Source organism: Pseudomonas sp. Z3-8 (assembly GCF_051131975.1).
Classification (GTDB): Bacteria; Pseudomonadota; Gammaproteobacteria; order Pseudomonadales; family Pseudomonadaceae; genus Aquipseudomonas.
This window is the reverse complement of the sequence record NZ_CP071643.1, coordinates 2,342,151-2,367,635: the sequence shown is the minus strand read 5'-3', so window position 1 is coordinate 2,367,635 and position 25,485 is coordinate 2,342,151. Positions and strand designations below refer to the sequence as shown.

The window sequence follows — 25,485 nt, the reverse complement described above, 5'->3', positions numbered from 1 at the left end:
CCCCACTCAAGAATAAAAGAGGTGTCTATGGCAGGTTTCGACAAACGCGTGAGCTCCTATGAGGAAGCGCTTGAGGGCTTGAAGGACGGCATGACTGTCATTGCCGGCGGCTTCGGCCTGTGTGGTATCCCGGAAAACCTGATCGCCGAGATCAAGCGCAAGGGCACCCGCGATCTCACCGTGGTTTCCAACAACTGCGGCGTCGACGGTTTCGGCCTCGGCGTGCTGCTGGAAGACCGGCAGATCCGCAAGGTAGTCGCCTCCTACGTGGGCGAAAACGCCCTGTTCGAGCAGCAACTGTTGAGTGGCGAAATCGAAGTCGTGCTCACCCCCCAAGGTACCCTTGCGGAAAAAATGCGTGCGGGTGGCGCGGGCATCCCGGCCTTCTTCACCGCCACCGGCGTCGGCACGCCAGTGGCCGAAGGCAAGGAAGTGCGTGAGTTCCATGGCCGCCAGTACCTGATGGAAGAGTCCATCACCGGTGACTTTGCCATCGTCAAAGGCTGGAAGGCCGATCATTTCGGTAATGTGGTCTATCGCCATACCGCGCAGAACTTCAATCCGCTGGCCGCCACGGCGGGCAAGATCACCGTGGTCGAAGTCGAGGAAATCGTCGAGCCCGGCGAGTTGGACCCGGCGCACATCCATACGCCCGGCATCTACGTCGACCGGGTCATTTGCGGCACGTTCGAAAAGCGCATCGAACAGCGCACCGTGCGTAAGTGATCCCCTGCCCCCGGCCCGAATGAAGGAATAACACCATGGCACTTTCCCGCGAACAAATGGCTCAGCGCGTCGCCCGCGAAATGCAGGACGGCTACTACGTGAACCTCGGCATCGGCATCCCGACCCTGGTCGCCAACTACATTCCCGAAGGCATGGAAGTCATGCTGCAATCGGAAAACGGTTTGCTCGGCATGGGCGCGTTCCCCACCGAAGCCGAAGTCGATGCGGACATGATCAACGCCGGCAAACAGACGGTCACCGCGCGCATCGGCGCTTCGATCTTTTCTTCGGCCGAATCCTTCGCCATGATCCGTGGCGGCCACATCGACCTGACCGTACTCGGCGCGTTCGAAGTCGACGTCGAGGGCAACATCGCGTCGTGGATGATTCCCGGCAAGCTGGTCAAGGGCATGGGTGGCGCGATGGACCTGGTGGCCGGTGCCGAGAACATCATCGTCACCATGACCCATGCGTCCAAGGACGGTGAGTCGAAACTGCTGCCGCGCTGCAGCCTGCCGCTGACCGGCGCCGGTTGCATCAAGCGCGTACTGACTGACCTCGCCTACCTGGAAATCCAGGACGGCGCCTTTATTCTCAAGGAACGTGCCCCAGGCGTCAGCGTCGAGGAAATCGTCGCCAAGACCGCCGGTAAGCTGATCGTGCCGGACCACGTACCTGAAATGCAGTTCGCTGCCCAGTGAGGAGAGATTCGATGCAAGAAGTCGTGATTGTCGCCGCTACCCGTACCGCCATCGGCAGCTTCCAGGGTTCGCTGGCTGCCATTCCCGCGCCGGAACTTGGCGCCGCGGTGATCCGTCGCTTGCTGGAACAGACCGGTCTTTCCGGCGAGCAGGTCGATGAAGTGATCCTCGGCCAGGTATTGACTGCTGGTTCCGGACAGAACCCGGCGCGCCAGGCGTCGATCCTCGCCGGCCTGCCCCATGCCGTCCCTGCGCTGACGCTGAACAAGGTCTGCGGCTCGGGTCTCAAGGCGCTGCACCTGGGCGCCCAGGCGATTCGCTGCGGTGATGCCGAAGTCATCATCGCCGGCGGCATGGAGAACATGAGCCTGGCCCCGTACGTGTTGCCAGCGGCCCGCACCGGTTTGCGCATGGGTCACGCGAAGATGATCGACAGCATGATCACCGATGGCCTGTGGGACGCGTTCAACGATTACCACATGGGCATCACCGCCGAGAACCTGGTGGACAAATACAGCATCAGCCGCGAGGCGCAGGATGCTTTCGCCGCGGCGTCCCAACAGAAAGCCGTCGCCGCCATCGAAGGCGGTCGTTTCGCCGATGAGATCACGCCGATCCTGATTCCCCAGCGCAAGGGTGATCCGGTGGCCTTTGCTACTGACGAGCAGCCTCGCGCCGGTACTACCGCTGAATCCTTGGGCAAGCTCAAGCCGGCCTTCAAGAAAGACGGCAGCGTCACTGCGGGCAATGCGTCCTCGCTCAACGATGGCGCCGCCGCCGTGATCCTGATGAGCGCGGAAAAAGCCAAGGCGCTGGGCTTGCCGGTATTGGCAAAAATCAGTGGCTACGCCAACGCCGGTGTCGATCCGGCCATCATGGGCATCGGCCCGGTCTCGGCCACCCGTCGCTGCCTGGAGAAGGCCGGCTGGTCGCTGGATCAACTTGACCTGATCGAAGCCAACGAAGCCTTCGCCGCCCAATCCCTGGCTGTCGCCAAGGAACTGCAATGGGACATGGACAAGGTCAACGTCAACGGCGGCGCCATTGCCCTGGGCCATCCGATCGGGGCATCGGGTTGCCGGGTGCTGGTGACGCTGTTGCATGAAATGATCAAGCGCGACGCCAGGAAAGGCCTCGCGACACTGTGCATCGGCGGTGGCCAGGGCGTAGCTCTCGCGCTGGAGCGGGCGTAACCGGCAACAGGCAAAACGGTGGCTGCGCGGACCCACGATATCCGCGTGACCACTGGCAGCAGACCGGCGCAACTTTGGTTGCGCCGGTTTTTTTTTGCCTGCACCGGCCCCGTGGCGAGGGAGCTTGCTCCCTCGCCACGGGGGATTCGCCATGGCGCCGAATTCGGCAGCGCCTGCGATCGAATGTGGGAGCGAGCCTGCTCGCGAAGGCGGTGGGTCAGTTTGCATCAATGCTGAATGTGCCGGCCTCTTCGCGAGCGGGCTCGCTCCCACACAGGTTCTGTGGCAGCTGCGGAACTCGATAACACCCAAGATCCATGTGGGAGCGAGCCTGCTCGCGAAGGCGACAGACCAGGCGACGCGGATCTTTCAGGTCCCCGCGCCAAACCGGTCGCGGCTGTTGGTCAGGTGCAGCCACATGGCGGCGCGGGCGGCGTCGGGGTCCTGGCGCTTGATGGCGTTGAAAATCGCCTCGTGCTCCAGGTTCGCAAACTGCGCCAGCTTGCCCAGGTCCGCCTGGCCGCGTTCGGCCATGTTCACCCGGGTGCGGGGGATCATCGCGCTGCCCAGGTGCTGCATGATTTCGACAAAACAGCTGTTGTCCGTGGCCTCAGCGATCAGCAAATGAAAACGCCGGTCAGCCTCGACGCAGCTGTCGTTGTTGTTGAGCAAGCGCTGGTAGTCGTCCAGCGCCTGGCGCATCTGCTGCAATTGCTCCTCACTGCGGCGCTGGGCCGCCAGCGCCGCAGCCTGGGTTTCCAGGCCCAGGCGCAATTCGAGAATCCCGCGCACGCCCGCTGCCGTATCGACGTTGAGCCTCAGCCCCTGCTCTCCCGTCTGCTCCAGCACAAAAGTACCGATGCCATGGCGAGTCTCCACCAACCCCGAGGCCTGCAATTTGGAGATCGCCTCGCGCACCACCGTGCGGCTGACCCCATGCTCGCGCACGAAAGCACCCTCCGACGGCAATTTCTCTCCGGGCTTCAACTGCCCCAGCAGGATGCTCTGGCTCAACTTCGCCACCAGGTCATGGGCCAGGTTGTGGGTGCGCTTGCGCAGAGGCGATTGAGTGTCTTGCTGCATGTGCCACGGGTTCCTTGAAAACAGGCTCGTCGATCCTACCATCCGCCGCGTCGGAGTTGTTTGTCGATGCAAGCCAACTTGTATGACAACAGACTGTAGCCTACTGGTTCAATCCTCAAAGCTCACCAGGCATTTGGCAGCTAAATGCCAGGACCACCCCGCCAAAAACCTTACCAAAGCCAACAAACACAGCATAAAAAAGACCCAGCACCAATCCAATCGTGCTCAAAAACTGCTTGTCAGACAAAAAAATCAACTTGTATGATGTCTATCAACATCGGCACCTGCACGATGCCCCGCATAAAAATAAACAGTGGGAGAAAATCCAGTGAACTCATCCAGCCTCAAGGCAGATGCCGGCGCGGATCCGGTGCTGTCCTTGGCCATATCCAAGGTCAAGCGCCACATCCTGCCGCTGTTCGTCATCATGTTCATCGTCAACTACATCGACCGTGTGAACATCGGCTTCGTCCGTTCCCATATGGAGCACGACCTGGGCATCGGCGCAGCCGCCTATGGTTTTGGCGCCGGCCTGTTCTTCATCGGCTACGCGCTGTTCGAAGTCCCGTCCAACATCCTCCTGCAACGCATCGGCGCCCGTATCTGGCTGACCCGCATCATGCTCACCTGGGGCCTGGTGGCGGCAGGCATGGCCTTCATCCAGAACGAAACCCACTTCTACATCCTGCGTTTCCTGCTGGGTGTGGCCGAAGCCGGTTTCTTTCCCGGCGTGATCTACTACTTCACGCGGTGGCTGCCCGGCGTCGAGCGCGGCAAGGCCATCGCGATTTTCCTCAGCGGCTCGGCGATCGCTTCGCTGATATCCGGCCCGCTGTCGGGGCTACTTTTGCAGATCAACGGCCTGGGCATGCACGGCTGGCAGTGGATGTACTTCATCGAGGGGATGTTTTCGGTCTGCCTCTGTGTGTTCGTCTGGTTCTGGCTGGACTCCAAGCCTCACGACGCCAAGTGGCTCAGTCGCGACGAGCAGGATGCGCTGGTCAAGGCCATCGACGATGAACAGGCGGCCCGTGAAGCGGCGACGCCGATCAAACTGTCGATCGGCCAATTGCTCAAGGACCGCCAGATCATCCTGTTCTGCCTGATCTATTTCTTTATCCAACTGACCATCTACGCGGCGACCTTCTGGCTGCCGAGCATCATCAAGAAGATGGGCGAGCTCAGCGACCTTCAGGTCGGGCTGTTCAATTCGATTCCCTGGTTGCTGTCGATCGTCGGCATGTACGCCTTCGCCTCGCTGTCGGCCAAATGGAAGTTCCAGCAGGCCTGGGTTGCCGCTGCCCTGTTGATCGCTGCGGCAGGCATGTTCATGTCCACCTCTGGCGGGCCGATCTTCGCCTTCGTTGCGATCTGCTTCGCCGCCCTGGGTTTCAAGTCCGCCTCTTCGCTGTTCTGGCCGATCCCCCAGGCCTACCTGGACGCACGGATCGCCGCCGGCGTCATCGCACTGATCAACTCGGTGGGCAACCTCGGCGGATTCGTCGCCCCGACTACTTTCGGCCTGCTTGAGCAGCACACCGGCTCGATCCAGGGTGGGCTCTATGGCCTGGCGGCCACATCGATCATCGCCGCGATCATCGTGTTTGCCGCGCGCAATACGCCCAGGCCGATAACCCTCAAGCCTTCCACCGACCCGGCTACCAGTCACGCCTGACCACAACAATAACTCAAGGATCCGTACACGATGACTACTCCAGAAACCAGCAAAGCCCCGATCATCACCAGCATGCAAGTAGTGCCCGTGGCTGGCCACGACGGCATGTTGCTCAACCTCAGCGGTGCCCATGGCCCGTTTTTCACCCGCAACATCGTGATTCTCAAGGACAACGCAGGGCATACTGGCGTGGGCGAAGTGCCCGGCGGTGAGCGCATTCGCCAGACCCTCGAAGACGCTCGCTCACTGGTGGTCGGCAGCCCCATCGGCACCTACCAGAAAATCCTCAACAGCGTACGCCAGGCCTTTGCCGATCGTGATGCCGGCGGTCGCGGCCTGCAAACCTTCGACCTGCGTATCACCATCCACGCCGTCACCGGCCTGGAAGCTGCGTTGCTCGACCTGCTCGGCCAGCACCTGGATGTGCCGGTCGCCGCCCTGCTCGGCGAAGGCCAGCAGCGCGATGAAGTGAAGATGCTCGGCTACCTGTTCTATGTCGGTGATCGCCAGCAGACCGACCTGCCCTACCGCAGCGAACCGCAGGCTGAAAATGACTGGTTCCGCGTACGCCACGAAAAAGCCCTGGATGCTGACGCGGTGGTACGTCTGGCCGAGGCGGCCCACGCGCACTATGGCTTCGAGGATTTCAAGCTCAAGGGCGGCGTGCTCAGGGGCGATGAAGAGATCGAAGCGGTGACGGCGTTGGCCGAGCGTTTCCCCCAGGCGCGCATCACCCTGGACCCGAACGGCGCCTGGTCACTCAAGGAGGCCATCCGCCTGTGCCGTGATCAGCACAAGGTGCTGGCCTATGCCGAAGACCCTTGCGGTGCCGAGAATGGTTATTCGGGTCGTGAAGTCATGGCCGAATTCCGTCGCGCCACAGGCCTCAAGACCGCCACCAACATGATTGCCACCGACTGGCGCGAAATGGGTCACGCGATTACGTTGCAGTCGGTCGACATTCCCTTGGCGGACCCGCATTTCTGGACGATGCAGGGTTCGGTGCGGGTGGCGCAGATGTGCAATGAATGGGGCCTGACCTGGGGCTCTCACTCCAACAACCACTTCGATATTTCCCTGGCGATGTTCACCCACGTCGCGGCTGCCGCGCCGGGCGACATCACCGCCATCGACACTCACTGGATCTGGCAGGACGGCCAACGGCTGACCAAGGCGCCCTTGCAGATCCGCGGTGGCTGCGTGCAGGTGCCGAAGAAACCAGGGCTGGGGATCGAGCTGGACATGGACCAGTTGGCCAAGGCTCATGAGTTGTACAAAGGCATGGGACTTGGGGCGCGGGATGATTCGGTGGCGATGCAGTATCTGATCCCGGGCTGGACATTCAACAACAAGCAGCCGTGCCTGGTTCGCTGAGAGGCTGAGGACTTTTAGCTCAGCAACATACTGTGGGAGCGAGCTTGCTCGCGATAGCGGAGTGTCTGTCAGCACTTTTGTGACTGACTGACCGCCATTGCGAGCAAGCTCGCTCCCACATTGGATCAATGTGATCCAAATGAATCCGGGCCTACCCCTCCGGTCGCAGGATCAGCACCGCCAGCGGCGGCAGGTTCAGTTCCAGCGACAGCGCCTGGCCATGGCTGGGGATCGCCTCGGTGGAGGCGCCGCCGCCATTGCCATAGTTGGAACCGGCATAGGTGTCGGCGTCGCTGTTGAGCAATTCCACCCAGCGTCCGCCAAACGGCACGCCGACCCGATACGCCTCGCGTGGCACCGGCGTGAAGTTGGCCACCACCAGCACCGGCCGGCCATCCTTGCTCCAGCGCAGCCATGCATAGACACTGTTGACCGCATCGTCACCGATCAGCCATTGGAAGCCTTGCGGCGCATCGTCCTGGTCATGCAGCGCCGGTTCTTCGCGATAGAGCCGGTTCAGGTCGCTCACCAGCTTCTGCACGCCCCGGTGCTCGGGGTACTGCAGGAGGTACCAGTCCAATTGCTGGTCGTGGTTCCATTCGCGCCATTGGCCAAACTCGCAGCCCATGAACAACAGTTTCTTGCCGGGATGGCCCCACATGAAACTCAGGTAGGCGCGCAGGTTGGCGAACTTCTGCCAGCGGTCACCGGGCATCTTGTCGATCAGCGAGCGTTTGCCGTGGACCACTTCGTCATGGGAAATCGGCAAGACAAAACGCTCGGACCAGGCGTAAACCAGGCCGAAGCTCAATTCGTTGTGGTGATGAGCGCGGTACACCGGGTCCTGCTGGATGTAATGCAGCGAATCGTGCATCCAGCCCATGTTCCACTTGTAGGCGAAACCCAGGCCGCCCTGTTGCGTGCTCTGGCTGACACCCGGCCATGCCGTGGACTCCTCGGCGATCACCAGCGCGCCGGGCGTCTCCAGTGCAACCACGTCGTTGAGGTGGCGCAGGAAGTCGATGGCTTCCAGGTTCTCCCGTCCGCCGTGGCGATTGGGTACCCACTCGCCGGCCTTGCGCGAATAGTCGCGATACAGCATCGAGGCCACCGCATCCACCCGAAGGCCGTCGACGTGGAAATGCTTGAGCCAATGCAACGCCGAGGCCAGCATGAACCCATGGACTTCCGTGCGCCCGAGGTTGTAGATCAGCGTGTCCCAATCCTGGTGGAAGCCTTCCAGCGGGTTGCCGTATTCATACAGCGCGGTCCCGTCGAACTGGGCCAGGCCGTGGGTATCGGTCGGGAAATGCGCCGGCACCCAGTCGAGGATCACGCCGATATTGGCCTGGTGGCAGGCGTTGACGAACGCGGCGAAATCATCGGGCGAACCGAAACGCGCGGTTGGGGCAAATTGCGACAGCGGTTGATAGCCCCACGAGCCGCCAAACGGGTGTTCCATGATCGGCATCAGTTCGATGTGGGTGAAGCCCAGGTCCTTGACGTAGGGAATCAACCGCTCGGCCATTTCATGCCAGTTGTACTGCCGGGAAACCTCCCCCGCCTCGTCGATTTCGCACTGCCAGGAACCGGCGTGCAACTCGTAGATCGACAGCGGCGCGCCTGGTAGCTGGCGCTCGCGTCGGCTTTGCATCCACTCGTCGTCCTGCCACTCGATTTTCAACGGCGCGGCGACCTTGGATGCCGTGTCCGGCGGCATCTGGGTGGCCAGGGCCACCGGGTCGGCCTTGAGCGGCAGGATACCGTGGGCGCCAAGGATTTCGTATTTGTAGCCTTCGCCCGGACCGAGCCGCGGGATGAAGATCTCCCACACGCCGGACGGATAACGGATGCGCATTGGATGCCGGCGCCCGTCCCAGACGTTGAAGTCCCCCACCACCGACACACGGCGCGCGTTCGGCGCCCAGACCGCGAAGCGCACACCGTCGACGCCATCGACCGTCTTCAGTTGCGCACCGAGGCACGCGCTGAGGTCGCGGTGATTGCCCTCGGCGAACAGGTAAAGATCCATTTCCCCCAGCAGCGGGCCGAAGCTGTAGGGGTCTTCGGCAACCTGCTCGCCGCCCGCCCAACGGGTGCGCAGCAGGTACGGCTGTGCGCGGTCGAAATGGCCGACGAACAGGCCTGGCGTTTCGGTAGCCTGCAATTCGCCCAGCTCCTCGCCGCCGTCACGGGCCAGCACATGCACGCTCAACGCACCGGGCAGGTACGCGCGGATGAATTGCCCGCCCGCCCCGTCGCCATGCGGGCCCAGGATCGAGAACGGGTCGTGGTGTTCGGCGCGCACCAGCGCGTCGATGTCGTGGGGGGCCGGCAGCAATGCCTCTTTGGCCTGCCCCTGGGTTTCCTTGTTCGAGACGCTCATGATTCTCTCCACTAAATCGGTCCGGCTAAATCGGAAAAGGGTTGCAGCCCACTCAACAGCCCGTACAGACCGTGCAACGGCACGGGCAGCCAGGCGGGGCGATTCTCGGCTTCATAAGCCACTTCATAGGCCGCCTTCTCCAGGCCGAACAACGCCAGCGCGGCGTCCTCGCCTTCAGCATCCTTCCATTCATGGGCAAGACTAGCTGCCGCCAGCCGATACGCCTCGACAAATGCCTGGCGGGCCTCAATCAAATAACGGTCGGCGACCCGTTTGCGCGCCGCATCGGCGTCGGCCGTGGTGTCCACGGTGTGCAGTTGGACCGCCATCGCTGCCGCGTAATCGAAGGAACGCAGCACGCCGCTGACGTCCTTGTACGGGCTGTGCTTGCCACGCCGCTCATGCAACGGCCGCGCCGGCTCACCCTCGAAGTCGATCAGGTAGGCGTCGCCCTTGATCACCAGCACCTGCCCCAGGTGCAGGTCGCCATGCACCCGGATACGCAAGCCACCGGCGGCCTTGCCGGCCAGCTCCTGGACATGGGCCAGCACGGTTTTCCTGTGTTCCAGCAAGCGTGCGACCATGGCTTGGTCCGCCGGGTTCAATTGCCCCTGGTTCTGCTTGAGCAGACGCAAGGCGTTTTCCACCTGGGCGACGACGTCCTTGCCGATCGCCTGGGCCTCTTTGGCGCTGGTGGCCTGCGGCGCGAAGTCCGGGTTGTCGGTAGGCTGGGCGAGCACCTTGTGCATTTCCCCCAGGCGCTGGCCGAGCATGCCGGCGAAGTCCTTCAGCTCGCCCAGGGCGTTGTAGTGCTGTTCCTGTTCGGACACCGCGTCCGCCAGTTCGTCGCGCAAGGCGCGCTCGAGGTTGTTCTGGGTCCATTCCCACGCATCACCCTGATTGCTCAGGTAACCCTGGGCGATCATCAGCAGCGCATCCTCGCCCCTCGCGTCGCGGCGAATCACCGAACCCAGCAGCGGCGAAATATTGCTGAAGCCGGCAGCGGTCAGGTAAGCACTCATCTCCAGTTCCGGGTGCACGCCCGACGCAACCTTGCGGATCAGCTTGAGCACCAGGCTGCCGCCAACCACCACCGAACTGTTGGACTGCTCGGCGGACAGGTAGCGCACCTCCGGCTCGGCGCCAAGGTTCAGCGCCGCCAGGCCTGCGGTGGGTTCAAAACGCAACTCGCCATCGGCGCACGGCAATACGGTGTTGGCCTGGATGCCTTGCATCACGGCTCGCACGAAGCTCTCCAAGGTGAACGCATCGGTAATCAGCCCGACCTGACGCCCCCGGCGGACCCGCGACAAGGCCAGTTGCTGGGGCAGCGCCGGGCCCACTTGGTCCTCGGCCAACAGACCGAATGGCAGTTGATAGCGCAGCGTCTGACCGGCACTGGTCACGTCGATTTCGCTCAACAGCACAGGCCGTTGCGGATCACCGAAGCGCACGCCATAGACGATGTCGACTTTCTCGATGGCGCTGTCCTTGCCGGCGAACCAGCGACGATTCTGCAGCCAGCTTGGCAGAATGCTCTGCTCCAACGTCGTGCGTGACGGCGCCTCAAGCAATTCTTCCAAGCGCTTTTTCAGTACCAGCGTGGTGAAGTCCGGCAGGCTCTGGGCAGGTTCCACATGCCAGCTCGGCATCTGGTTTTCCGCCGCCAGGGCGAACCAGTAGAAGCCGTACGGTGCCAGGGTCAGGAGGAAATTCAACTGGCCGATGGGCGGGAAGGCATTACCCCCGAGCATCTCCACCGGGACCATGCCGGCATAGGCCGAGAGGTCCAGCTCCGCCGCCTGGGCGCTACGTGAAACGTTGGCCACGCAGAGGATGATTTCATGCTTGCCATCCGGGCCGGTGTATTCACGGGTGTAGGCAAGGATCCGGCGGTTACTCGGCGACAGCATTTTCAGCGTGCCCCGGCCGAAGGCCTTGGACTGCTTGCGCACCGCGAGCATCCGACGGGTCCAGTTGAGCAGCGAATGCGGGTCGCCGGCCTGGGTCTCGACGTTCACCGAGAGGTAGCCGTACTGCGGATCCATGATCGGCGGCAGCACCAGGCTCGCCGGGTCGGCGCGGGAGAAACCGCCGTTGCGGTCGATGGACCACTGCATCGGCGTGCGCACGCCATCGCGGTCACCGAGGTAGATGTTGTCGCCCATGCCGATTTCATCGCCGTAGTACAAAGTCGGCGTACCGGGCATCGACAGCAGCAAGCTGTTGAGCAATTCCACGCGGCGCCGGTCGCGCTCCATCAGCGGCGCCAGGCGACGGCGAATGCCCAGGTTGATCCGCGCCCGGCGATCGGCCGCGTAGTAATTCCACAGGTAGTCGCGCTCCTTGTCGGTGACCATTTCCAGGGTCAGCTCATCGTGGTTGCGCAAGAAAATCGCCCATTGGCAATTGGCTGGAATCTCTGGAGTCTGGCGCAGGATGTCAGTGATCGGGAAACGATCCTCCTGGGCCAGCGCCATGTACATGCGCGGCATCAGCGGAAAGTGAAACGCCATGTGGCATTCGTCGCCATTGAGGCCTTGAGCGTCGACATCGCCAAAATACAGCTGGGTGTCTTCCGGCCACTGATTGGCCTCGGCCAGCAGCATGCGGTCGGGGTAATTGGCGTCGATCTCGGCGCGGATCAACTTGAGGACATCATGGGTCTCGGGCAGATTCTCGTTGTTGGTGCCGTCGCGCTCGATCAGGTACGGAATCGCGTCCAGGCGCAGGCCATCGATGCCCATGTCGAGCCAGTAGCGCATCACCGACAGCACGGCCTTGATGACCTGCGGGTTGTCGAAGTTGAGGTCCGGCTGGTGAGAATAGAAGCGGTGCCAGAAGTACTGGCCGGCCACCGGATCCCAGGTCCAGTTGGACTTCTCGGTATCGAGGAAAATGATCCGCGTGCCGTCGTACTTGTGATCGTCATCCGACCAGACGTAGAAGTCCCGCGCCTTCGAGCCCTTCTTGGCCTTGCGCGCGCGCTGGAACCAGGGGTGCTGGTCCGAGGTGTGGTTGATGACCAGCTCGGTGATGACCCGCAGGTTGCGCTTGTGGGCCTCGGCAATGAAGCGCCGCGCATCGGCCATGGTGCCGTAGTCGGGGCTGACGCCACGGTACTCGGCGATGTCATAACCGTCATCGCGCCGGGGCGAAGGATAGAACGGCAGCAGCCAGATGGTGTTGACGCCCAGGTCGGCAATGTAGTCCAGCTTCTCGATCAGCCCGGGAAAGTCGCCGATCCCGTCGTTGTTGGAGTCGAAATAGGATTTGACGTGGACCTGATAGATGACCGCGTCCTTGTACCAGAGCGGGTCGTTGATAAAGGTGGCAGACCGGGGTTTCTTGGCCATTTGCAACTCCTGAAAATTCGATAGAACCGCTGGACTGGCTGGCGATATCTACGTGGCGAGGGAGCTTGCTCCCGCTGGGCTGCGTAGCGGCCCTCTGAGATCACGACTGCTGCGCAGCCGAGCGGGAGCAAGCTCCCTCGCCACAAGAGCGATCACTGAAATCGCTTACACCTCACGCCACGCTGATCCGCCAGATCCCGAACGGTTGGTATGCCGGGTCAATCCGCATGAACTGGTACTTGCCGTACCAGGTCCAGCGGTGGCCGTTCATCAAATCCTCGCCCTGGGTCTGGGCATCGTCCGGCAGGCCCATCTCCCACAACGGCAACTCAAAATTGGCTTCCTGGACATTGCGCGGATCGAGGCTTACCGCCACCAGGATGAAGTTGCTGCCATCCCGCGTGCGCTTGCCGAAGTACAGGATGTTGTCGTTCCAGGCGTTGTAGATCTTCAGGCCCAGGTGCGTATGCAGCGCCGGGTTCTGGCGGCGGATACGGTTGAGCTGAGCGATCTCGGCGATGATGTTGCCCGGCGCGGTGAAATCCCGTGGCCGGATTTCGTACTTCTCCGAATCGAGGTATTCCTCCTTGCCTGGCACCGCTGCTGATTCGCAAAGCTCGAAGCCCGAATACATGCCCCACAGGCCCGACCCCATGGTCGCCAGCGCGGCGCGAATCAGAAAACCGGCGCGCCCCGACTCGTGGAGGAACGCCGGGTTGATATCCGGTGTATTGACGAAAAAATTCGGCCGATAGCATTCGCGCAAGGGCGACTCATTGAGCTCGGTGAAATAGGTCGCCAGTTCGGCCTTGGTGTTGCGCCAGGTGAAATAGGTGTAGCTCTGGGAATAACCGACCTTGCCCAGCCGCGCCATCATCGCCGGCGTGGTGAAGGCTTCCGCCAGGAACATCACGTCTGGGTACTGCGCACGCACATCGGCGATCAGCCACTGCCAGAACGGCAACGGCTTGGTGTGGGGATTGTCGACGCGGAATATCTTCACGCCCTCGTTGACCCAGCCCACCACGATGTCACGCAGTTCGGTCCACAGGCTCGGTATCGCATCGGCGGCGTAGAAATCGACGTTGACGATGTCCTGGTATTTTTTCGGCGGGTTCTCCGCGTATTTGATCGTGCCGTCCGGCCGCCAGCTGAACCAGCCCGGATGCTGCTTGAGCCAGGGGTGGTCCTGGGAACACTGGATGGCGAAGTCGAGGGCGATTTCCAGGCCGTGATCGGCTGCGGCGGCCACCAGGCGGCGGAAATCCTCGCGAGTGCCCAACTGCGGGTGAATCGCCTCGTGCCCGCCCTCCTCGCTGCCAATGGCGTAAGGGCTGCCCGGATCGTCGGGGCCGGCGGTCAGGGAGTTGTTCGGACCTTTGCGGAAACTGCGCCCGATCGGGTGGATCGGCGGGAAGTACAGCACGTCGAAGCCCATGTCCTGGATCACCGCCAGGCGCGAATGCACGTCGTTGAACGTGCCGTGGCGGCTGGGATCATCGGTGATCGAGCGAGGGAACAACTCATACCAGCTTGCGAACTCGGCCCGTTCGCGCTCCACGTCCAGCGGATATTCGGGACTGATGCTCAGGTAAGGCCGATGGTCGGCCAGCGACATCAGGTCCGCGCTGCGTGGTTCAAGGAACAGGGCGACCTGTTCTTCCGGCAACAGGCTCGAAAGCTGCTGGTGCAACTCGGCCAGCTGTTCGCTCAATTCCCCATCGCTGCGCTCGGCAGCCTGTTGCACATGATTGCGCCCTTCCTGCAGCTCCAGGCTGATGGGGACCCCGGCGGCGAATTTTTTTTCCAGCTCGTAGCGGAAGCTGGCGAACTGATCAAACCAGGCCTCGATGCAAAACACGTAGCGGCCGACGGCCGGTACGTTAAATTGACCGCGCCAGCTGTTGTTGCCCAGCTCGGTCATCACTTCGCTGTTCCAGATATCGTCTTCCAGCGCCCGCCAGCGGATCCGCACAGCCAACTTATCGTGGCCATCGGCAAACACCTTGCTGGTCACCGTCACGTCCTGCCCCGCCAGGGCCTTGGCGGCAAACTGCCCGCCATCGATCACCGGCATGGTGTTTTCAATTGCAATACGTGGCAATAACAACGCCTGGGACAACGGCAGATGCGGGTTGTACGCCAGGTCATTTGGCTGTTCGGCAGTCATCGAGCATCGCTCCTTCTACGCCCCATGGACGCACTTGTGGCGGTAAAGGCCCAATGGGTCCCTGATTTAACTCACTTAAGCTCCGAACCGGACCGGCGACCAAAAGTTCAGCACGATTTACTGGCCGGCACCGGGGAATCAAACCCGTCGGACCATGGTCAACCAGACAAGCACGACTCAAGCCACATCCACCCCGGAGGCCCGATCGAATGACCATTCCCATCCCGGCCGAAACACCCGATCCGAACATCGACGACCCAACCCTGCCGCCACCCGGTCCGGATCCCGAGCCGATTCCAGAGAAGGACCCACCGCTGGACCCGCAACCGCCTTTGGGAGATCCGCCGAGCGAGGCGCCGCCGGAGCGGGTTTGACTCGACAGATCAGTGATAAACCTGTGGGAGCGAGCCTGCTCGCGAAAGCGGTGTGTCCGTCAGCATAGGTGGGGCTGATTACTCCGCCTTCGCGAGCAGGCTCGCTCCCACAGAATTCCCATGCCCAGTCCGGCGAATGGTTACAACTTTTCGTCTTTTTCCAACGCGCGAACAATCATCGGCATCACACTGAAAATCGCCAGCGCCAGCACCGTACTGAGCAACGCTGTCGCTTCCCGGCCCAATCCGGCGGCAACGCCGATGGCGGCGGTCATCCACAGGCCGGCGGCGGTGGTCAGGCCTTTTACGTGGCTTTCGTCGCCATTGTCGTTTTTCAGGATGGTGCCGGCGCCGAGGAAGCCGATGCCAGCGACGACGCCCTGAATCACCCGGCTCATCGCGTCGGCCTGGGAGCCGGACATCTGCGGCACCAACACGAACAGCGCGGCGCCCAGCGCCACCAGCATATGGGTGCGCACGCCGGCGGCCTTGCCCTTGTGCTCACGCTCGAACCCCAGGATGCCCCCCAGCAGTGCAGCCATTACCAGGCGCACCGTCACCCGTGTCATCTGCTCGGTATCGGTGATGTCGGCGAATTCAGCTTGCAGGGTTATCCAGACTTCATCCCACCACGATTCCATGGACCTTCCTCTCTTCACTCGATAAATGATGGACCACAAGCGATGCGAGACGTGCGACCGACCGCTGATCAGCCGCAACGAACCCTGCCGGCGGCACGCCACCTAACGTTCATACATTGAAGGAAGGAGCATCAACATGACTGTACGAATCGATGACAACCGGACCTGCCACTTCGACACCCCCAACGGCCCGGAACAGCGACCGGCGAGCGAATTGACGATCATTACCGACCCGGACAAGGCCATGTCAGCCGTGGAGCTCAATGGCGGGCGGGTCTACCTGACCGAGGCGGAAGTGGATGCCCTGACCGTGGCCGGAGCGGCTGACGGACGGCAGAACCTGAAGGCGACTGACAGCGACTCAGTGATCTGACTCCAGGTGGCGAGGGAGCTTGCTCCCTTGCCATAGGAGGGGGTTGTTCGGTCATCTCCGGGTGCATCAAAGTGTCGCAGGGCCGGGGCCGCGCGGTATCTGATCCGGTTTTTATCCCGCTACCTGAGTCTGTTATGCAAACAGTTCGATGGTCATAGTGCTCCGGCCAGATAGCGGCTGATGAGCGACCGACCATGAGCGAAAGAATCCCCGCCCAGTTGATACAGACTTTCGACCCCGCACCCACGAGAATCAGGGCCAGGACTACCGACAACCTGATCCACACCCGTAGCTTCAGCGGTTTGTTTCGTACCCTGCGCATCAGCGGTGCCGGCGTCCTGTTCCTGCTGTTCTTCGGCACGGTTTGGCTGGACTGGAACGGTCGCCAGGCAGTGCTCTGGGATCTTTCCGAGAGCAAATTCCATATTTTCGGCGCGACCTTCTGGCCCCAGGACTTCATCCTGCTCTCGGCGTTGTTGATCATTGCCGCGTTCGGCCTGTTTGCGATTACCGTGTTCGCCGGGCGTGTGTGGTGCGGCTACACCTGCCCTCAGAGCTCATGGACCTGGATCTTCATGTGGGTCGAGAAGATCACCGAAGGTGAGCGCAACCAGCGGATCAAGCTGCAAGCCGCGCCGTGGGGCGTGAACAAACTGCTGCGACGCTTGGCCAAACATACGTTGTGGCTGGCCATCAGCCTGCTCACCGGCCTGACGTTCGTAGGCTACTTCACCCCGATCCGGCCGCTGGCGGAAGAGCTGCTGACCCTGCAAATGGCTGGCGTCAGCCTGTTCTGGGTGGTTTTTTTCACCGGGGCCACTTACCTCAACGCCGGCTGGCTGCGCGAAGCCGTGTGCATGCACATGTGCCCTTATGCGCGATTTCAAAGCGTGATGTTCGACAAGGACACGCTGACCATTTCCTACGACGTGGCCCGTGGCGAAATTCGCGGCCCGCGCAAACGCGATGCGGTCCCGGCCAACATCGGGCTGGGCGACTGTATTGACTGCCAGATGTGCGTACAGGTCTGCCCGACCGGCATCGATATTCGCGACGGTCTGCAAATGGAGTGCATCGGCTGCGCGGCCTGCATCGACGCCTGCGATTCGATCATGGACAAGATGGGCTACGCCCGTGGCCTGATCAAATACACCTCCGAACGTCAGCTGCAAGGCGGCAAGACTCACCTGCTGCGACCACGGCTGGTCGGCTACACGGCGGTACTGATGGTCATGATCGCTGCGCTGGCCCTGGCACTGGTGGAGCGGCCAATGGTGTCGCTGGATGTGAGCAAGGACCGTGGCCTGTTCCGTGAGAACAGCCAGGGCCAGATCGAAAACATCTACAGCCTGAAAATCATCAACAAGACCCAGCAACGCCAGGCGTACCAACTGTCGCTGGTGGACAGCGACGGTTTCGTCCTGCAAGGCAAGACCCAGTTGAGCCTGGCACCCGGGGAAATCGTCGATGTTCCGGTTTCGGTGGTGATGCTCAGCGTACGGCCCAAGAGCGGGTCCCAGGAAATGACGTTCAAGGTCGCCGACAGTGATGAGCCCGATATTTCCAGCGAAGCAAAAAGCCGTTTTGTAGCACCGATGAATCGGTGAAGCCTTAAGATGCCTTGCTTTTGTGGGAGCAAGCTCGCTCCCTCAGAAAAAAGCGCAAACCATGCGTGATTCAAGACCGGACCCGCCATGAAACGCTACGAAAAATTTGCCGACGATATCGCCGAACTGATCCGCTCCGGCATGCTCGGGCCGGGCCAACGGGTGCCGTCGGTGCGCTACGCCAGCCAGACCTACGGCGTCAGTCCTTCCACCGTGTTCCAGGCCTATTACCTGCTGGAGCGACGTGGTCTGATCCGTGCCCGGCCGCGCTCCGGCTACTTCGTCAATCATCACGCGCCGAGCCCGTTCTGCGAGCCGGTCGCCAGCAGCCAGGTCCACGAGTCCACCGAGGTCGACGTCAGCGAACTGGTATTTTCCGTGCTCGACTCGATCAAGGATCCGACGACCGTACCGTTCGGCTCGGCATTCCCCAGCCCGACGCTGTTTCCCCTGCAACGCCTGTCCCGATCGTTGTCCAGTGCCACGCGGGACATGGATCCGCGCGTAGTGGTCACTGATATGTCGCCGGGCAACCCTCAACTGCGCCGCCAGATCGCCCTGCGCTATATGGTCGGCGGGCTGATGCTGCCCATGGAGGAACTGCTCGTCACCAACGGCGCCCTGGAGGCATTGAACCTGTGCCTGCAAGCCGTGACCGAGCCGGGCGACCTGGTGGCAATCGAGGCGCCCGCGTTCTATGCCAGCCTGCAAGTGCTCGAACGGCTGAAACTCAAGGCGGTGGAAATCCCCGTCCACCCACGCGACGGCATTGATCTCGATGTGCTGGAACAGACGCTGGCGCGCCATCCGGTCAAGGCCTGCTGGTGCATGACCAGCTTCCAGAACCCGATTGGCGCGACCATGCCCGAAGCGCGCAAACAGGCCCTGGTCGAACTGTTGCGTCGCTACCAGGTGCCGTTGATCGAGGATGATGTCTATGCCGAACTCTACTACGGCCAGCAGGCTCCCAAGCCGGCGAAAGCGTTCGACACCGAAGGCCTGGTGATGCACTGCGGCTCATTCGCCAAGAGTCTGGCCCCGGGCTACCGCATCGGCTGGGTCGCCGCCGGGCGCTACGCCCGCAAGATCGAGCGGCTCAAGCTGATGACTTCACTGTGCGCCTCGATGCCGGCCCAGGCCGCCATCGCCGATTACCTGCAACATGGAGGCTACGACCGTCACCTGCGCAAGTTGCGCTACGCCCTGGAAGAACAGCAAAGCGCCATGCTCGCCGCCATAGCCCGGTATTTTCCGGCGCAGACTCGGATGAGCCAGCCGGCGGGTGGGTACTTCTTGTGGCTGGAGCTGCCGGAGCAGATTGATTCGCTGAAACTGTTCCAGATGGCTCTGGCGCAAGGCATTAGTATCGCACCGGGGCCGATCTTTTCAGCGACCCGGCGGTTCAGGAACTGTATTCGCCTGAACTATGGCGGGCCCTGGACCGATGTGTCGGAAAAGGCCATGGAGACGTTGGGGCGGATTATCCGGTCGTTCTGAGTGCAATGTTGCCTTTGGGGTTGCCTTCGCGAGCAGGCTCGCTCCCACACTGGATTGTGCTGCGCACCTGAAATAGGTGCCAAAAAGAGAGCCAATGTGGGAGCGAGCCTGCTCGCGAAGAGGCCGGCAAAGACAACCAGAAACTAAGATCAGCGCCCGCCCCCCAGCTCCACAAACGTCCCGGTCGCATACGAAGCCTTGTCCGACAGCAGCCAGATAATCGCCTCGGCCACTTCGTCCGGACGTCCGCCCCGGGCCATGGGGATCGCCGATTCCAGCTTGCTGACCCGCTCCGGATCGCCGCTGAGGGCATGGAAATCGGTGTAGATGTAGCCCGGGCGGACCGCATTGACGCGAATACCTTCGCCAGCGACCTCCTTGGAAAGGCCGACGGTGAAGGTGTCCAATGCGCCCTTGGAAGCCGCGTAGTCGACATATTCACCCGGTGCGCCCAAGCGGGCGGCAACCGAGGAAACGTTGACGATGCTGCCGCCCTGCCCGCCATGCCGGGGCGACATGCGCAGCACCGCCTGCTTGGCGCACAACATCGGCCCGAGCACATTGGTCTTCAGGATCTTGAGCATGCGGAACTCGGACATTTCATCGAGTCGGGACTTGTGGGCAACCGTACCGGCGTTGTTCACCAGGGCGGTGACGCGGCCCAGCTCGGTGTCCACGCGGTTGAACAGGCCGACCACTTCGTCCTCGATGCTCACGTCGGCCCGCACCGCAATGGCCTGCGCGCCCTTGGCACGGATCTGGGCGAGCACATCCTGGGCAGCGTTTTCATCCGACTGGTAGTTGATGCAGATCCGATAGCCCAGGTCGGCCGCCAACAACGCCGTGGCCGCCCCGATCCCACGCCCGCCACCGGTGATGACGATGACTTTATCCACGCTTGCTCTCCCGTTTCCAGGCAAATACGTCGGGCCCAAGGATAGCGTTGACTCGACGATTTGCACAACGCGACCGGCCTGTCGGGGCGGGACGCTGCTTAGCGGGCGAGAGCCCGCAGGTCCAGGCGCCCGTCCAACTGCGGCGGGCACCAGTAGTAACCACCGGTAATCGGCCGGCTCATGCGATACAGGCCATCGGTAATACCGTCCTCCAGACCGCTCATGCGCCGCAATTGCGCCTCGAAGGCGTCCAGGGAAAAACCGAACGCCAGGAACATCAGGCCAGCGCGGTCACCTTCGATCCAGGGCATGGAACGGCGTACGACAAAAGCCTCCGGAGCAAAGCTTTCCTGGGCCGTGCGCTTGACGTGGGCAGACTCAGGCGCATCTTCGAGCTCTTCGTTATCGCTCAGGCGCCGGCCCATGATGTTGTCTCGCTCATGGGGCTGCATCGCGGCGAAACCGTCCAGGTCATGCTGCCATTGCTGGATCGCAGCAAAACTGCCACCGCGCAGCCCGTCGTTGCCCTGGGCCAGGGCGGCGGCCACGGCCGCTTCGTCGTGAGGGTTTTCGGTGCCATCTTCGTAGCCGGTCAGGTCGTGGCCGGTCATGTGCCGAAAGGTTTCGTTCATCTGCACCAGACGCAGTGCCGGCGCCAATGCCGCTTCGATGGCGCGACTGCGGTGCATCAGCTCGCCGCGATCTTCGCCATGCAACCAGCACCAGAGCGCGTGCTGGGTCGAAGGGTTGTCCACGCCGACGCCCGCCAGCGCCGGGAACGCGCGCAAGCCCTCGACCTTGGCGCCCAGCGCCTGGACCAGCGACTCGCCAAAGCCGACTACCACGCGGCCATCCAGTTGCAGCAACAGCTTGTCGATCGCAGCCGGCAGTGCCTCGACCGATTCCAGGGCAAAAAACAGATGACGGGCCTGAGGCGGAACAGGGGTGGCGAGAATGCCGGGCTGGTAGTAACTCATGGGAACTCCTTTGGAAAGAGCCGCGAGTTTACCCGGCGGCCGCCGCTTTGTGTGGTTTGGCTTGACGCCGGTCGCGTCAGGCCGCCGGGCTTTTTTGTAGGAATGCTCCCGCATCCTTGTGGGACCACTCTGAACCTGGCCCTCTACCCGATAGCCTCGGATTGCCCGACAGCGGAAAACGTCCTAGATTGACCGCCCTCAAGGAGAGCTAACGAGAGCGGTCCAGATGCACATTGCCAAATCGATACTCGCCGGGACTTTTGTCCTGGCCTGCGGGACGACCCCGGGCTTCGCCCAGGAGCGCATTGAAGACACGGTCAATGCCGTTATCCAACCCTTGATGAAAGAGCAGGACATCGCGGGCATGGCCGTGGCGATCACGCACAACGGCCAGCGCCGGTTCTTCAATTATGGCGTTGCCTCCAAAGATACGAAAAAAGCCGTCACCGAGCAGACCCTGTTCGAAGTCGGCTCGATCAGCAAGACCTTTACCGCGACACTCGGCGCCTACGCCCAGGCCCAGGGCAAACTGCAGCTGTCAGACCTCGCCGGTCGCTATGCCCCCGAATTGCGTGGCAGTGCCCTTGAAAACGCCCGCCTGCTCGATCTCGCCACCTATAGCGTGGGCGGCCTGCCGTTGCAGTTTCCCGACGATGCCGACCATCCCGACCGGATGTTCGGCTACTACAAATCCTGGAAACCGCTCTACCCGGCCGGCACCCAGCGGCTCTATTCGAACCCGAGCATCGGCTTGTTCGGCTTCCTGGCGGCCCGCAGCCTGGGTCGACCGTTTGATGAGGTGATGGAACAGACGCTGATGCCCGGGCTGGGCCTCAAGCACAGCTACGTACAAGTGCCACAAGATCAAATGGGAACCTACGCCCAAGGCTACGCCAAGGATGGCAAGCCTGTGCGGGTCGGGCCTGGCGCGCTGGCCTCCGAAGCCTATGGGGTGAAGATCAGCTCAGCGGACCTGATCCGGTTTGTCGAGGTCAATCTGCAACCCGGGAAACTGGACGCGGACCTGCAGCGAGCCATTGCTACGACACAAACAGGTTTCTACAAGGTTGGAGGGATGCACCAGGGGCTGGGCTGGGAGTTCTACCTACCTCCGCTCACCGTCGATGGCTTGCTCGCCGGCAACAGTCCACAGATGGCTTTGACGCCGCAAAAGGCCGAGCCGCTCACCCCGCCGCGCCCCGCGCCCGACGGCGCCTGGATCAACAAGACAGGGTCGACTAACGGTTTCGGCGCATACGCAGCGTTCGTCGCTGGAGAGGACTTGGGAATCGTGATGCTGGCGAACAAGAACTACCCGATTGAAGAACGGGTGAGAGCCGCGCACCAGATCCTGATGGCATTAGAAGCGCGGTGAGGTGCTTTTGTGGCGAGGGAGCTTGCTCCCGCTGGGTCGCGCAGCGGCCCCAAATCTGTCAGACGATGAGCCCGGAAAAAGCATAGGGCTGCTACGCAGCCCAGCGGGAGCAAGCTCCCTCGCCACGGGGGGTATCGTTGCTTTCAGGAATCAATCATCCAACGGTTTCGGCGCAGCCGCAGGCTTGGTCGCCTTGCCCGGCTTGGTGCCTTTGGCGTCCTTGGCCGGCTCGGGTTCCGGCGCTGGTGGTGGGGTTGGCGCCGTGGCTTGTTTTTCCGTCTCGGGCAGCTTGTCGACGGTATCGAACAGCGCCTTCAGTTCGATCGCGCCGGAATGCTCAAGCTTCTTTTCCCCGTCCTTGCCTACCAGGATGATCTTGGTCTGCGCTCCCGCTCCCAGCTTGAGGGAACGGATCAACGCCATGGTGCTTTGCGGGTCGAGGTCTTCGCCATCACGCTGGCCGATGGTATTGAGCACGGTATAGAGCACCATGTTGCGCTCCGAGAAACCCTGCTTGCCCGCCGGCTCGTCCAAGGCTTTTTTCAGGCTGACCCACGCAGAATCGACAGAGCTGCGCGCGATGACAATCACGGGCCGGGACTTGCCCACCTCCGCCACCAGGGGTGAGTCGCCATCTGCAGCGAACAACGGGCCGGCGATGGCCAGCAAGGTAGCGAAGGTCAACGACCGAATAAGCATGCGCCTCTCCTCTTGATAATTACGCTGTACTGATTGCACATGGCGGCGATTGTTCCGCGAGAGTCGCCCGATACCGCTATTGCCTGCCCTGAAGCTTAGGCCAACGGACTCATAGCGCAACCACGGCAGGCCGGCTTCAGAGGCCAAACGGGAAGGTGTCTTCCTCGCGCTCCAGCGTGTGCGGCGTGGGCAGCGGAGTGACGGCTTCGGTCTGCTCGAACCAGAGCCAGGCATCAAATTGCTCGGCCAGTACCGCTTCGAAATAATGACTCTGGCGTTCGGTTTCAGGGCGGTAGATCACCCCGATGGCGCGCTCGAGCAGCGGCTCGGACAGCACGTCCAACAGTGCTTCGTCCGGGTCGGTCCGCCAGTCCGTGAGCGATGCGCGCACACCCGCCAGTGAAAACTCCCACTCCCAACTGCCGGCCAGCGCCGGCACCACCTGCTTGATTTTCATCGGCGCGTCCCAGTCATCGGCTGCCGCCACGCTGCCACGGTCGGTGCCCATGCCCAGCAATACCGCGTCGCGGCCATAAGCCATGCGGCACAACTGGCCGATGTTGAACTCACCCTCCCAGCCCATTCGTGTCGCGGCGGCGTTGCCGATGTGGGAGTTATGCGCCCAGACGATCGCTTTCGCATCGGGCCCGCGATGCTCCAGCAGGCTTTGCAGAGTGTCGAACATGTGCCGGTCGCGCAGGTTCCAGGACGACTTGCCGCCGCGATACATGGCGCGGTAGTACTGTTCGGCGGCGCGCACGACGCGGGCGTTCTGCACCGCGCTGAAGAAGCTCTCGTCATCCTCGATCAACGGATCAAGGCGCTCGGCGAGCAGCGTGTTGAGCTGTTCGACCACTGCGTCTTCGCATGTCGCCAGGTTGCCGCGCTCGGTGAAATGGCCATACAGCGCCGGGTCGTCGTGCCAGGGCGTCAGACAGCCATAACGATGGCGGGCGTCACGGGCCAGGTGGGGATGGCTCTTGTCGAGGTAATCGAGTACCTCGTCGATGGAATGGCGCAGGCTGTAGACGTCCAACCCGCGAAACTCCACGCGATGAGCGTCAGGCTGGCCGAGATTGTAGCCGCGCAACCAACGGACAAAGTCCTGGACATCGGTGTTGCGCCACATCCAGCTGGGAAACCGGGCGAACGCCTGCTGTTTCCAGGCCGAAGGCCCAAGGTCGCGCACGCAGCGGTCAATCTGTCCGGCATCGGGCCAGTCGGCTTCGACCGCGACAATGCCGAAGCCGTGACGCTCGATCAGGTGCCGGGTAATAGCAGCGCGGGTGCGGTAGAAATCATGGGTGCCGTGGCTGGCTTCGCCGATCAGCACGACCTTGGCGTCGGCGAAGCGATCAAACATTTCGCCAAAGCTTGGGCTGTCCTCGGCAGGCAGCGGTTCGGCGTAACGGCGCAGGATGTCGGCGATGTCGGTGCGCGGTTCGGCGCGACGACGGCGCAGGCGTTGCAGCAGATCTCTGGCTGGGCTGTTCATGGATCGAGGCCTCATCAGTACCTGGTTTACAGGTATGACTATGCCGAGGCAGCCATGACTCCGACCAAATCAGAACGCGAGTTTGAAACCGATCATGGCCAACATCACCGCCAGGCAAGGGCGCAGGAGCTCGTCGGAAATGCGTCCCGACAAGTGGCTGCCCAGATAGATGCCCGGCAACGAACCGATCAGCAGAAAGCCGAGGATGTGCCAGTCCATGTTGCCCATGCTTGCGTGGCCAAGGCCCGCGACCAGGGTCAACGGCACGGCATGGGCGATTTCGGTGCCAACCAGGCGCTTGGTGACCAGGAACGGATAGAGGATGAACAGCGCGACGGTGCCCAGGGCGCCGGCGCCGATGGAAGTCAATGCGACCATCGTGCCCAGCACCAGGCCGGTGATGACAGTCAACAGGTTGAGCCGCGAGCCACTGGGGTTGTAATGGCCGCCGGCGCGGTCATGGGCAAACTGCAGCAGGCGCTTCTTGAACAGGATTGCCAGGGCGGTGGCGAACAGCACAAAGCCCAGGGCTTGCTTGATGACCGCGTTCATCGCGTCGGGAGAACTGTTCAGGCTGCTGAGAAACCACAGGGTCAGCCCAACCGCGGGCACACTGCCCAAAGTCAGCCAACCGGTGATGGCCCAGTCGATATTGCGGTTTTTCGCATGGACCAGAACGCCGCCGGATTTGGTAATGGCGGCGTACAGCAGGTCAGTCCCCACCGCCGTCGCGGGGTTGATGCCGAACCACAATAAAATGGGCGTCATCAGCGATCCGCCGCCAACGCCGGTCATCCCGACGATGAAACCGACCACCAGTCCCGCTACGACTAAACCGACATTACCGAAATCCATCAAACCCGTCTCAGCGCGACCGCATGAAAAAT

At 62.2% G+C, this 25,485-nt stretch carries 20 protein-coding genes; 10 read left to right on the top strand and 10 right to left on the bottom strand.

Annotation, left to right across the window (positions count from 1 at the left end; genetic code table 11):
- Positions 1-27 precede the first annotated feature (27 nt).
- The 3 genes from J3P94_RS11040 to J3P94_RS11030 are packed head-to-tail and all read left to right on the top strand — an operon-like array spanning position 28 to position 2,620.
- Positions 28-726 carry a CoA transferase subunit A gene (locus J3P94_RS11040; RefSeq protein ID WP_434573329.1) on the top strand — a complete coding sequence of 233 codons (699 nt, stop codon included), beginning with the start codon at positions 28-30 and terminating at the stop codon, positions 724-726.
- Between the two features lie 35 nt (positions 727-761).
- Positions 762-1,427, top strand: a complete 666-nt coding sequence (locus J3P94_RS11035) for a CoA transferase subunit B (protein WP_003180355.1) — start codon at positions 762-764, stop codon at positions 1,425-1,427.
- 11 nt (positions 1,428-1,438) lie between these two features.
- The gene (locus J3P94_RS11030) at positions 1,439-2,620 is read left to right on the top strand and encodes an acetyl-CoA C-acetyltransferase (RefSeq protein WP_434573327.1); all 1,182 of its coding nucleotides are present in this window, start codon (positions 1,439-1,441) and stop codon (positions 2,618-2,620) included.
- 369 nt (positions 2,621-2,989) lie between these two features.
- Here the strand turns inward: J3P94_RS11030 and J3P94_RS11025 are convergent, their stop codons facing one another.
- Positions 2,990-3,703 (bottom strand): FadR/GntR family transcriptional regulator, encoded by a 714-nt coding sequence (locus J3P94_RS11025; RefSeq protein ID WP_434573326.1) that lies wholly within the window; start codon positions 3,701-3,703, stop codon positions 2,990-2,992.
- 328 nt (positions 3,704-4,031) lie between these two features.
- On the opposite strand from J3P94_RS11025, the gene J3P94_RS11020 reads away from it, so the two are divergent.
- Together J3P94_RS11020 and gudD are read left to right on the top strand one after the other, a co-directional pair.
- Positions 4,032-5,378: an MFS transporter gene (locus J3P94_RS11020; RefSeq protein ID WP_434573325.1), complete on the top strand. Its 1,347-nt coding sequence runs from the start codon at positions 4,032-4,034 to the stop codon at positions 5,376-5,378.
- A gap of 30 nt (positions 5,379-5,408) precedes the next feature.
- Entirely contained in the window at positions 5,409-6,752 is a 1,344-nt protein-coding gene (gudD, locus tag J3P94_RS11015) for a glucarate dehydratase (protein WP_434573323.1), read from the top strand.
- A 151-nt stretch (positions 6,753-6,903) separates the two neighbouring features.
- On the opposite strand, the gene glgB is transcribed toward gudD, so the two are convergent.
- The 3 genes from glgB to J3P94_RS11000 all read right to left on the bottom strand — a co-directional run bounded on the left by glgB (position 6,904) and on the right by J3P94_RS11000 (position 14,664).
- Positions 6,904-9,138, bottom strand: coding sequence for a 1,4-alpha-glucan branching protein GlgB (gene glgB, locus J3P94_RS11010; RefSeq protein WP_434573322.1), 2,235 nt, complete (start codon positions 9,136-9,138; stop codon positions 6,904-6,906).
- Positions 9,139-9,149: 11 nt separating this feature from the next.
- Positions 9,150-12,494, bottom strand: a complete 3,345-nt coding sequence (gene treS, locus J3P94_RS11005) for a maltose alpha-D-glucosyltransferase (RefSeq protein ID WP_434573320.1) — start codon at positions 12,492-12,494, stop codon at positions 9,150-9,152.
- Between the two features lie 172 nt (positions 12,495-12,666).
- Entirely contained in the window at positions 12,667-14,664 is a 1,998-nt protein-coding gene (locus J3P94_RS11000; RefSeq protein WP_434573318.1) for an alpha-1,4-glucan--maltose-1-phosphate maltosyltransferase, read from the bottom strand.
- A gap of 209 nt (positions 14,665-14,873) precedes the next feature.
- Between J3P94_RS11000 and J3P94_RS10995 the strand changes: the two genes are divergently transcribed.
- Entirely contained in the window at positions 14,874-15,038 is a 165-nt protein-coding gene (locus J3P94_RS10995; protein WP_434573316.1) for a hypothetical protein, read from the top strand.
- A 140-nt stretch (positions 15,039-15,178) separates the two neighbouring features.
- Here the strand turns inward: J3P94_RS10995 and J3P94_RS10990 are convergent, their stop codons facing one another.
- On the bottom strand, positions 15,179-15,679 hold the full coding sequence (locus J3P94_RS10990; protein WP_434573314.1) for an MgtC/SapB family protein: 501 nt from the start codon (positions 15,677-15,679) through the stop codon (positions 15,179-15,181).
- A 136-nt stretch (positions 15,680-15,815) separates the two neighbouring features.
- On the opposite strand from J3P94_RS10990, the gene J3P94_RS10985 reads away from it, so the two are divergent.
- The 3 genes from J3P94_RS10985 (at position 15,816) to mapR (ending at position 19,156) form a co-directional block, all read left to right on the top strand.
- Entirely contained in the window at positions 15,816-16,052 is a 237-nt protein-coding gene (locus J3P94_RS10985) for a DUF3203 family protein (RefSeq protein WP_434573313.1), read from the top strand.
- Positions 16,053-16,246: 194 nt separating this feature from the next.
- Complete coding sequence (gene ccoG / locus J3P94_RS10980; RefSeq protein ID WP_434573311.1) at positions 16,247-17,659, top strand: cytochrome c oxidase accessory protein CcoG; 1,413 nt, start codon at positions 16,247-16,249, stop codon at positions 17,657-17,659.
- A gap of 87 nt (positions 17,660-17,746) precedes the next feature.
- Positions 17,747-19,156, top strand: coding sequence for a GntR family transcriptional regulator MpaR (gene mapR / locus J3P94_RS10975; protein WP_434573309.1), 1,410 nt, complete (start codon positions 17,747-17,749; stop codon positions 19,154-19,156).
- Positions 19,157-19,305: 149 nt separating this feature from the next.
- On the opposite strand, the gene J3P94_RS10970 is transcribed toward mapR, so the two are convergent.
- Positions 19,306-20,052 carry an SDR family oxidoreductase gene (locus J3P94_RS10970; RefSeq protein ID WP_305500206.1) on the bottom strand — a complete coding sequence of 249 codons (747 nt, stop codon included), beginning with the start codon at positions 20,050-20,052 and terminating at the stop codon, positions 19,306-19,308.
- Positions 20,053-20,150: 98 nt separating this feature from the next.
- Positions 20,151-21,029, bottom strand: a complete 879-nt coding sequence (locus J3P94_RS10965; RefSeq protein WP_434573307.1) for a Dyp-type peroxidase — start codon at positions 21,027-21,029, stop codon at positions 20,151-20,153.
- Positions 21,030-21,255: 226 nt separating this feature from the next.
- Here J3P94_RS10965 and ampC point away from each other — a divergent pair, with 226 nt between their 5' ends.
- Entirely contained in the window at positions 21,256-22,404 is a 1,149-nt protein-coding gene (gene ampC, locus J3P94_RS10960) for a class C beta-lactamase (protein ID WP_434573306.1), read from the top strand.
- A gap of 150 nt (positions 22,405-22,554) precedes the next feature.
- On the opposite strand, the gene J3P94_RS10955 is transcribed toward ampC, so the two are convergent.
- From J3P94_RS10955 to J3P94_RS10945, 3 genes are all read right to left on the bottom strand, one after another.
- On the bottom strand, positions 22,555-23,103 hold the full coding sequence (locus J3P94_RS10955; protein ID WP_434573304.1) for a DUF4174 domain-containing protein: 549 nt from the start codon (positions 23,101-23,103) through the stop codon (positions 22,555-22,557).
- A 136-nt stretch (positions 23,104-23,239) separates the two neighbouring features.
- Positions 23,240-24,598: an erythromycin esterase family protein gene (locus J3P94_RS10950; RefSeq protein ID WP_434573302.1), complete on the bottom strand. Its 1,359-nt coding sequence runs from the start codon at positions 24,596-24,598 to the stop codon at positions 23,240-23,242.
- 69 nt (positions 24,599-24,667) lie between these two features.
- The gene (locus J3P94_RS10945) at positions 24,668-25,453 is read right to left on the bottom strand and encodes a sulfite exporter TauE/SafE family protein (protein WP_045156451.1); all 786 of its coding nucleotides are present in this window, start codon (positions 25,451-25,453) and stop codon (positions 24,668-24,670) included.
- Positions 25,454-25,485 lie beyond the last annotated feature (32 nt).

What these genes read in the sequence shown, in the direction of transcription:
- J3P94_RS11040 (WP_434573329.1), top strand. Translation starts at nt 28, where the DNA reads ATGGCAGGTTTCGACAAACGCGTGAGCTCCTATGAGGAAGCGCTTGAG.
- J3P94_RS11035 (WP_003180355.1), top strand. Translation starts at nt 762, where the DNA reads ATGGCACTTTCCCGCGAACAAATGGCTCAGCGCGTCGCCCGCGAAATG.
- J3P94_RS11030 (WP_434573327.1), top strand. Translation starts at nt 1,439, where the DNA reads ATGCAAGAAGTCGTGATTGTCGCCGCTACCCGTACCGCCATCGGCAGC.
- J3P94_RS11025 (WP_434573326.1), bottom strand. Translation starts at nt 3,703, where the DNA reads ATGCAGCAAGACACTCAATCGCCTCTGCGCAAGCGCACCCACAACCTG.
- gudD (WP_434573323.1), top strand. Translation starts at nt 5,409, where the DNA reads ATGACTACTCCAGAAACCAGCAAAGCCCCGATCATCACCAGCATGCAA.
- glgB (WP_434573322.1), bottom strand. Translation starts at nt 9,138, where the DNA reads ATGAGCGTCTCGAACAAGGAAACCCAGGGGCAGGCCAAAGAGGCATTG.
- treS (WP_434573320.1), bottom strand. Translation starts at nt 12,494, where the DNA reads ATGGCCAAGAAACCCCGGTCTGCCACCTTTATCAACGACCCGCTCTGG.
- J3P94_RS11000 (WP_434573318.1), bottom strand. Translation starts at nt 14,664, where the DNA reads ATGACTGCCGAACAGCCAAATGACCTGGCGTACAACCCGCATCTGCCG.
- J3P94_RS10995 (WP_434573316.1), top strand. Translation starts at nt 14,874, where the DNA reads ATGACCATTCCCATCCCGGCCGAAACACCCGATCCGAACATCGACGAC.
- J3P94_RS10990 (WP_434573314.1), bottom strand. Translation starts at nt 15,679, where the DNA reads ATGGAATCGTGGTGGGATGAAGTCTGGATAACCCTGCAAGCTGAATTC.
- J3P94_RS10985 (WP_434573313.1), top strand. Translation starts at nt 15,816, where the DNA reads ATGACTGTACGAATCGATGACAACCGGACCTGCCACTTCGACACCCCC.
- ccoG (WP_434573311.1), top strand. Translation starts at nt 16,247, where the DNA reads ATGAGCGAAAGAATCCCCGCCCAGTTGATACAGACTTTCGACCCCGCA.
- mapR (WP_434573309.1), top strand. Translation starts at nt 17,747, where the DNA reads ATGAAACGCTACGAAAAATTTGCCGACGATATCGCCGAACTGATCCGC.
- J3P94_RS10965 (WP_434573307.1), bottom strand. Translation starts at nt 21,029, where the DNA reads ATGAGTTACTACCAGCCCGGCATTCTCGCCACCCCTGTTCCGCCTCAG.
- ampC (WP_434573306.1), top strand. Translation starts at nt 21,256, where the DNA reads ATGCACATTGCCAAATCGATACTCGCCGGGACTTTTGTCCTGGCCTGC.
- J3P94_RS10955 (WP_434573304.1), bottom strand. Translation starts at nt 23,103, where the DNA reads ATGCTTATTCGGTCGTTGACCTTCGCTACCTTGCTGGCCATCGCCGGC.
- J3P94_RS10950 (WP_434573302.1), bottom strand. Translation starts at nt 24,598, where the DNA reads ATGAACAGCCCAGCCAGAGATCTGCTGCAACGCCTGCGCCGTCGTCGC.
- J3P94_RS10945 (WP_045156451.1), bottom strand. Translation starts at nt 25,453, where the DNA reads ATGGATTTCGGTAATGTCGGTTTAGTCGTAGCGGGACTGGTGGTCGGT.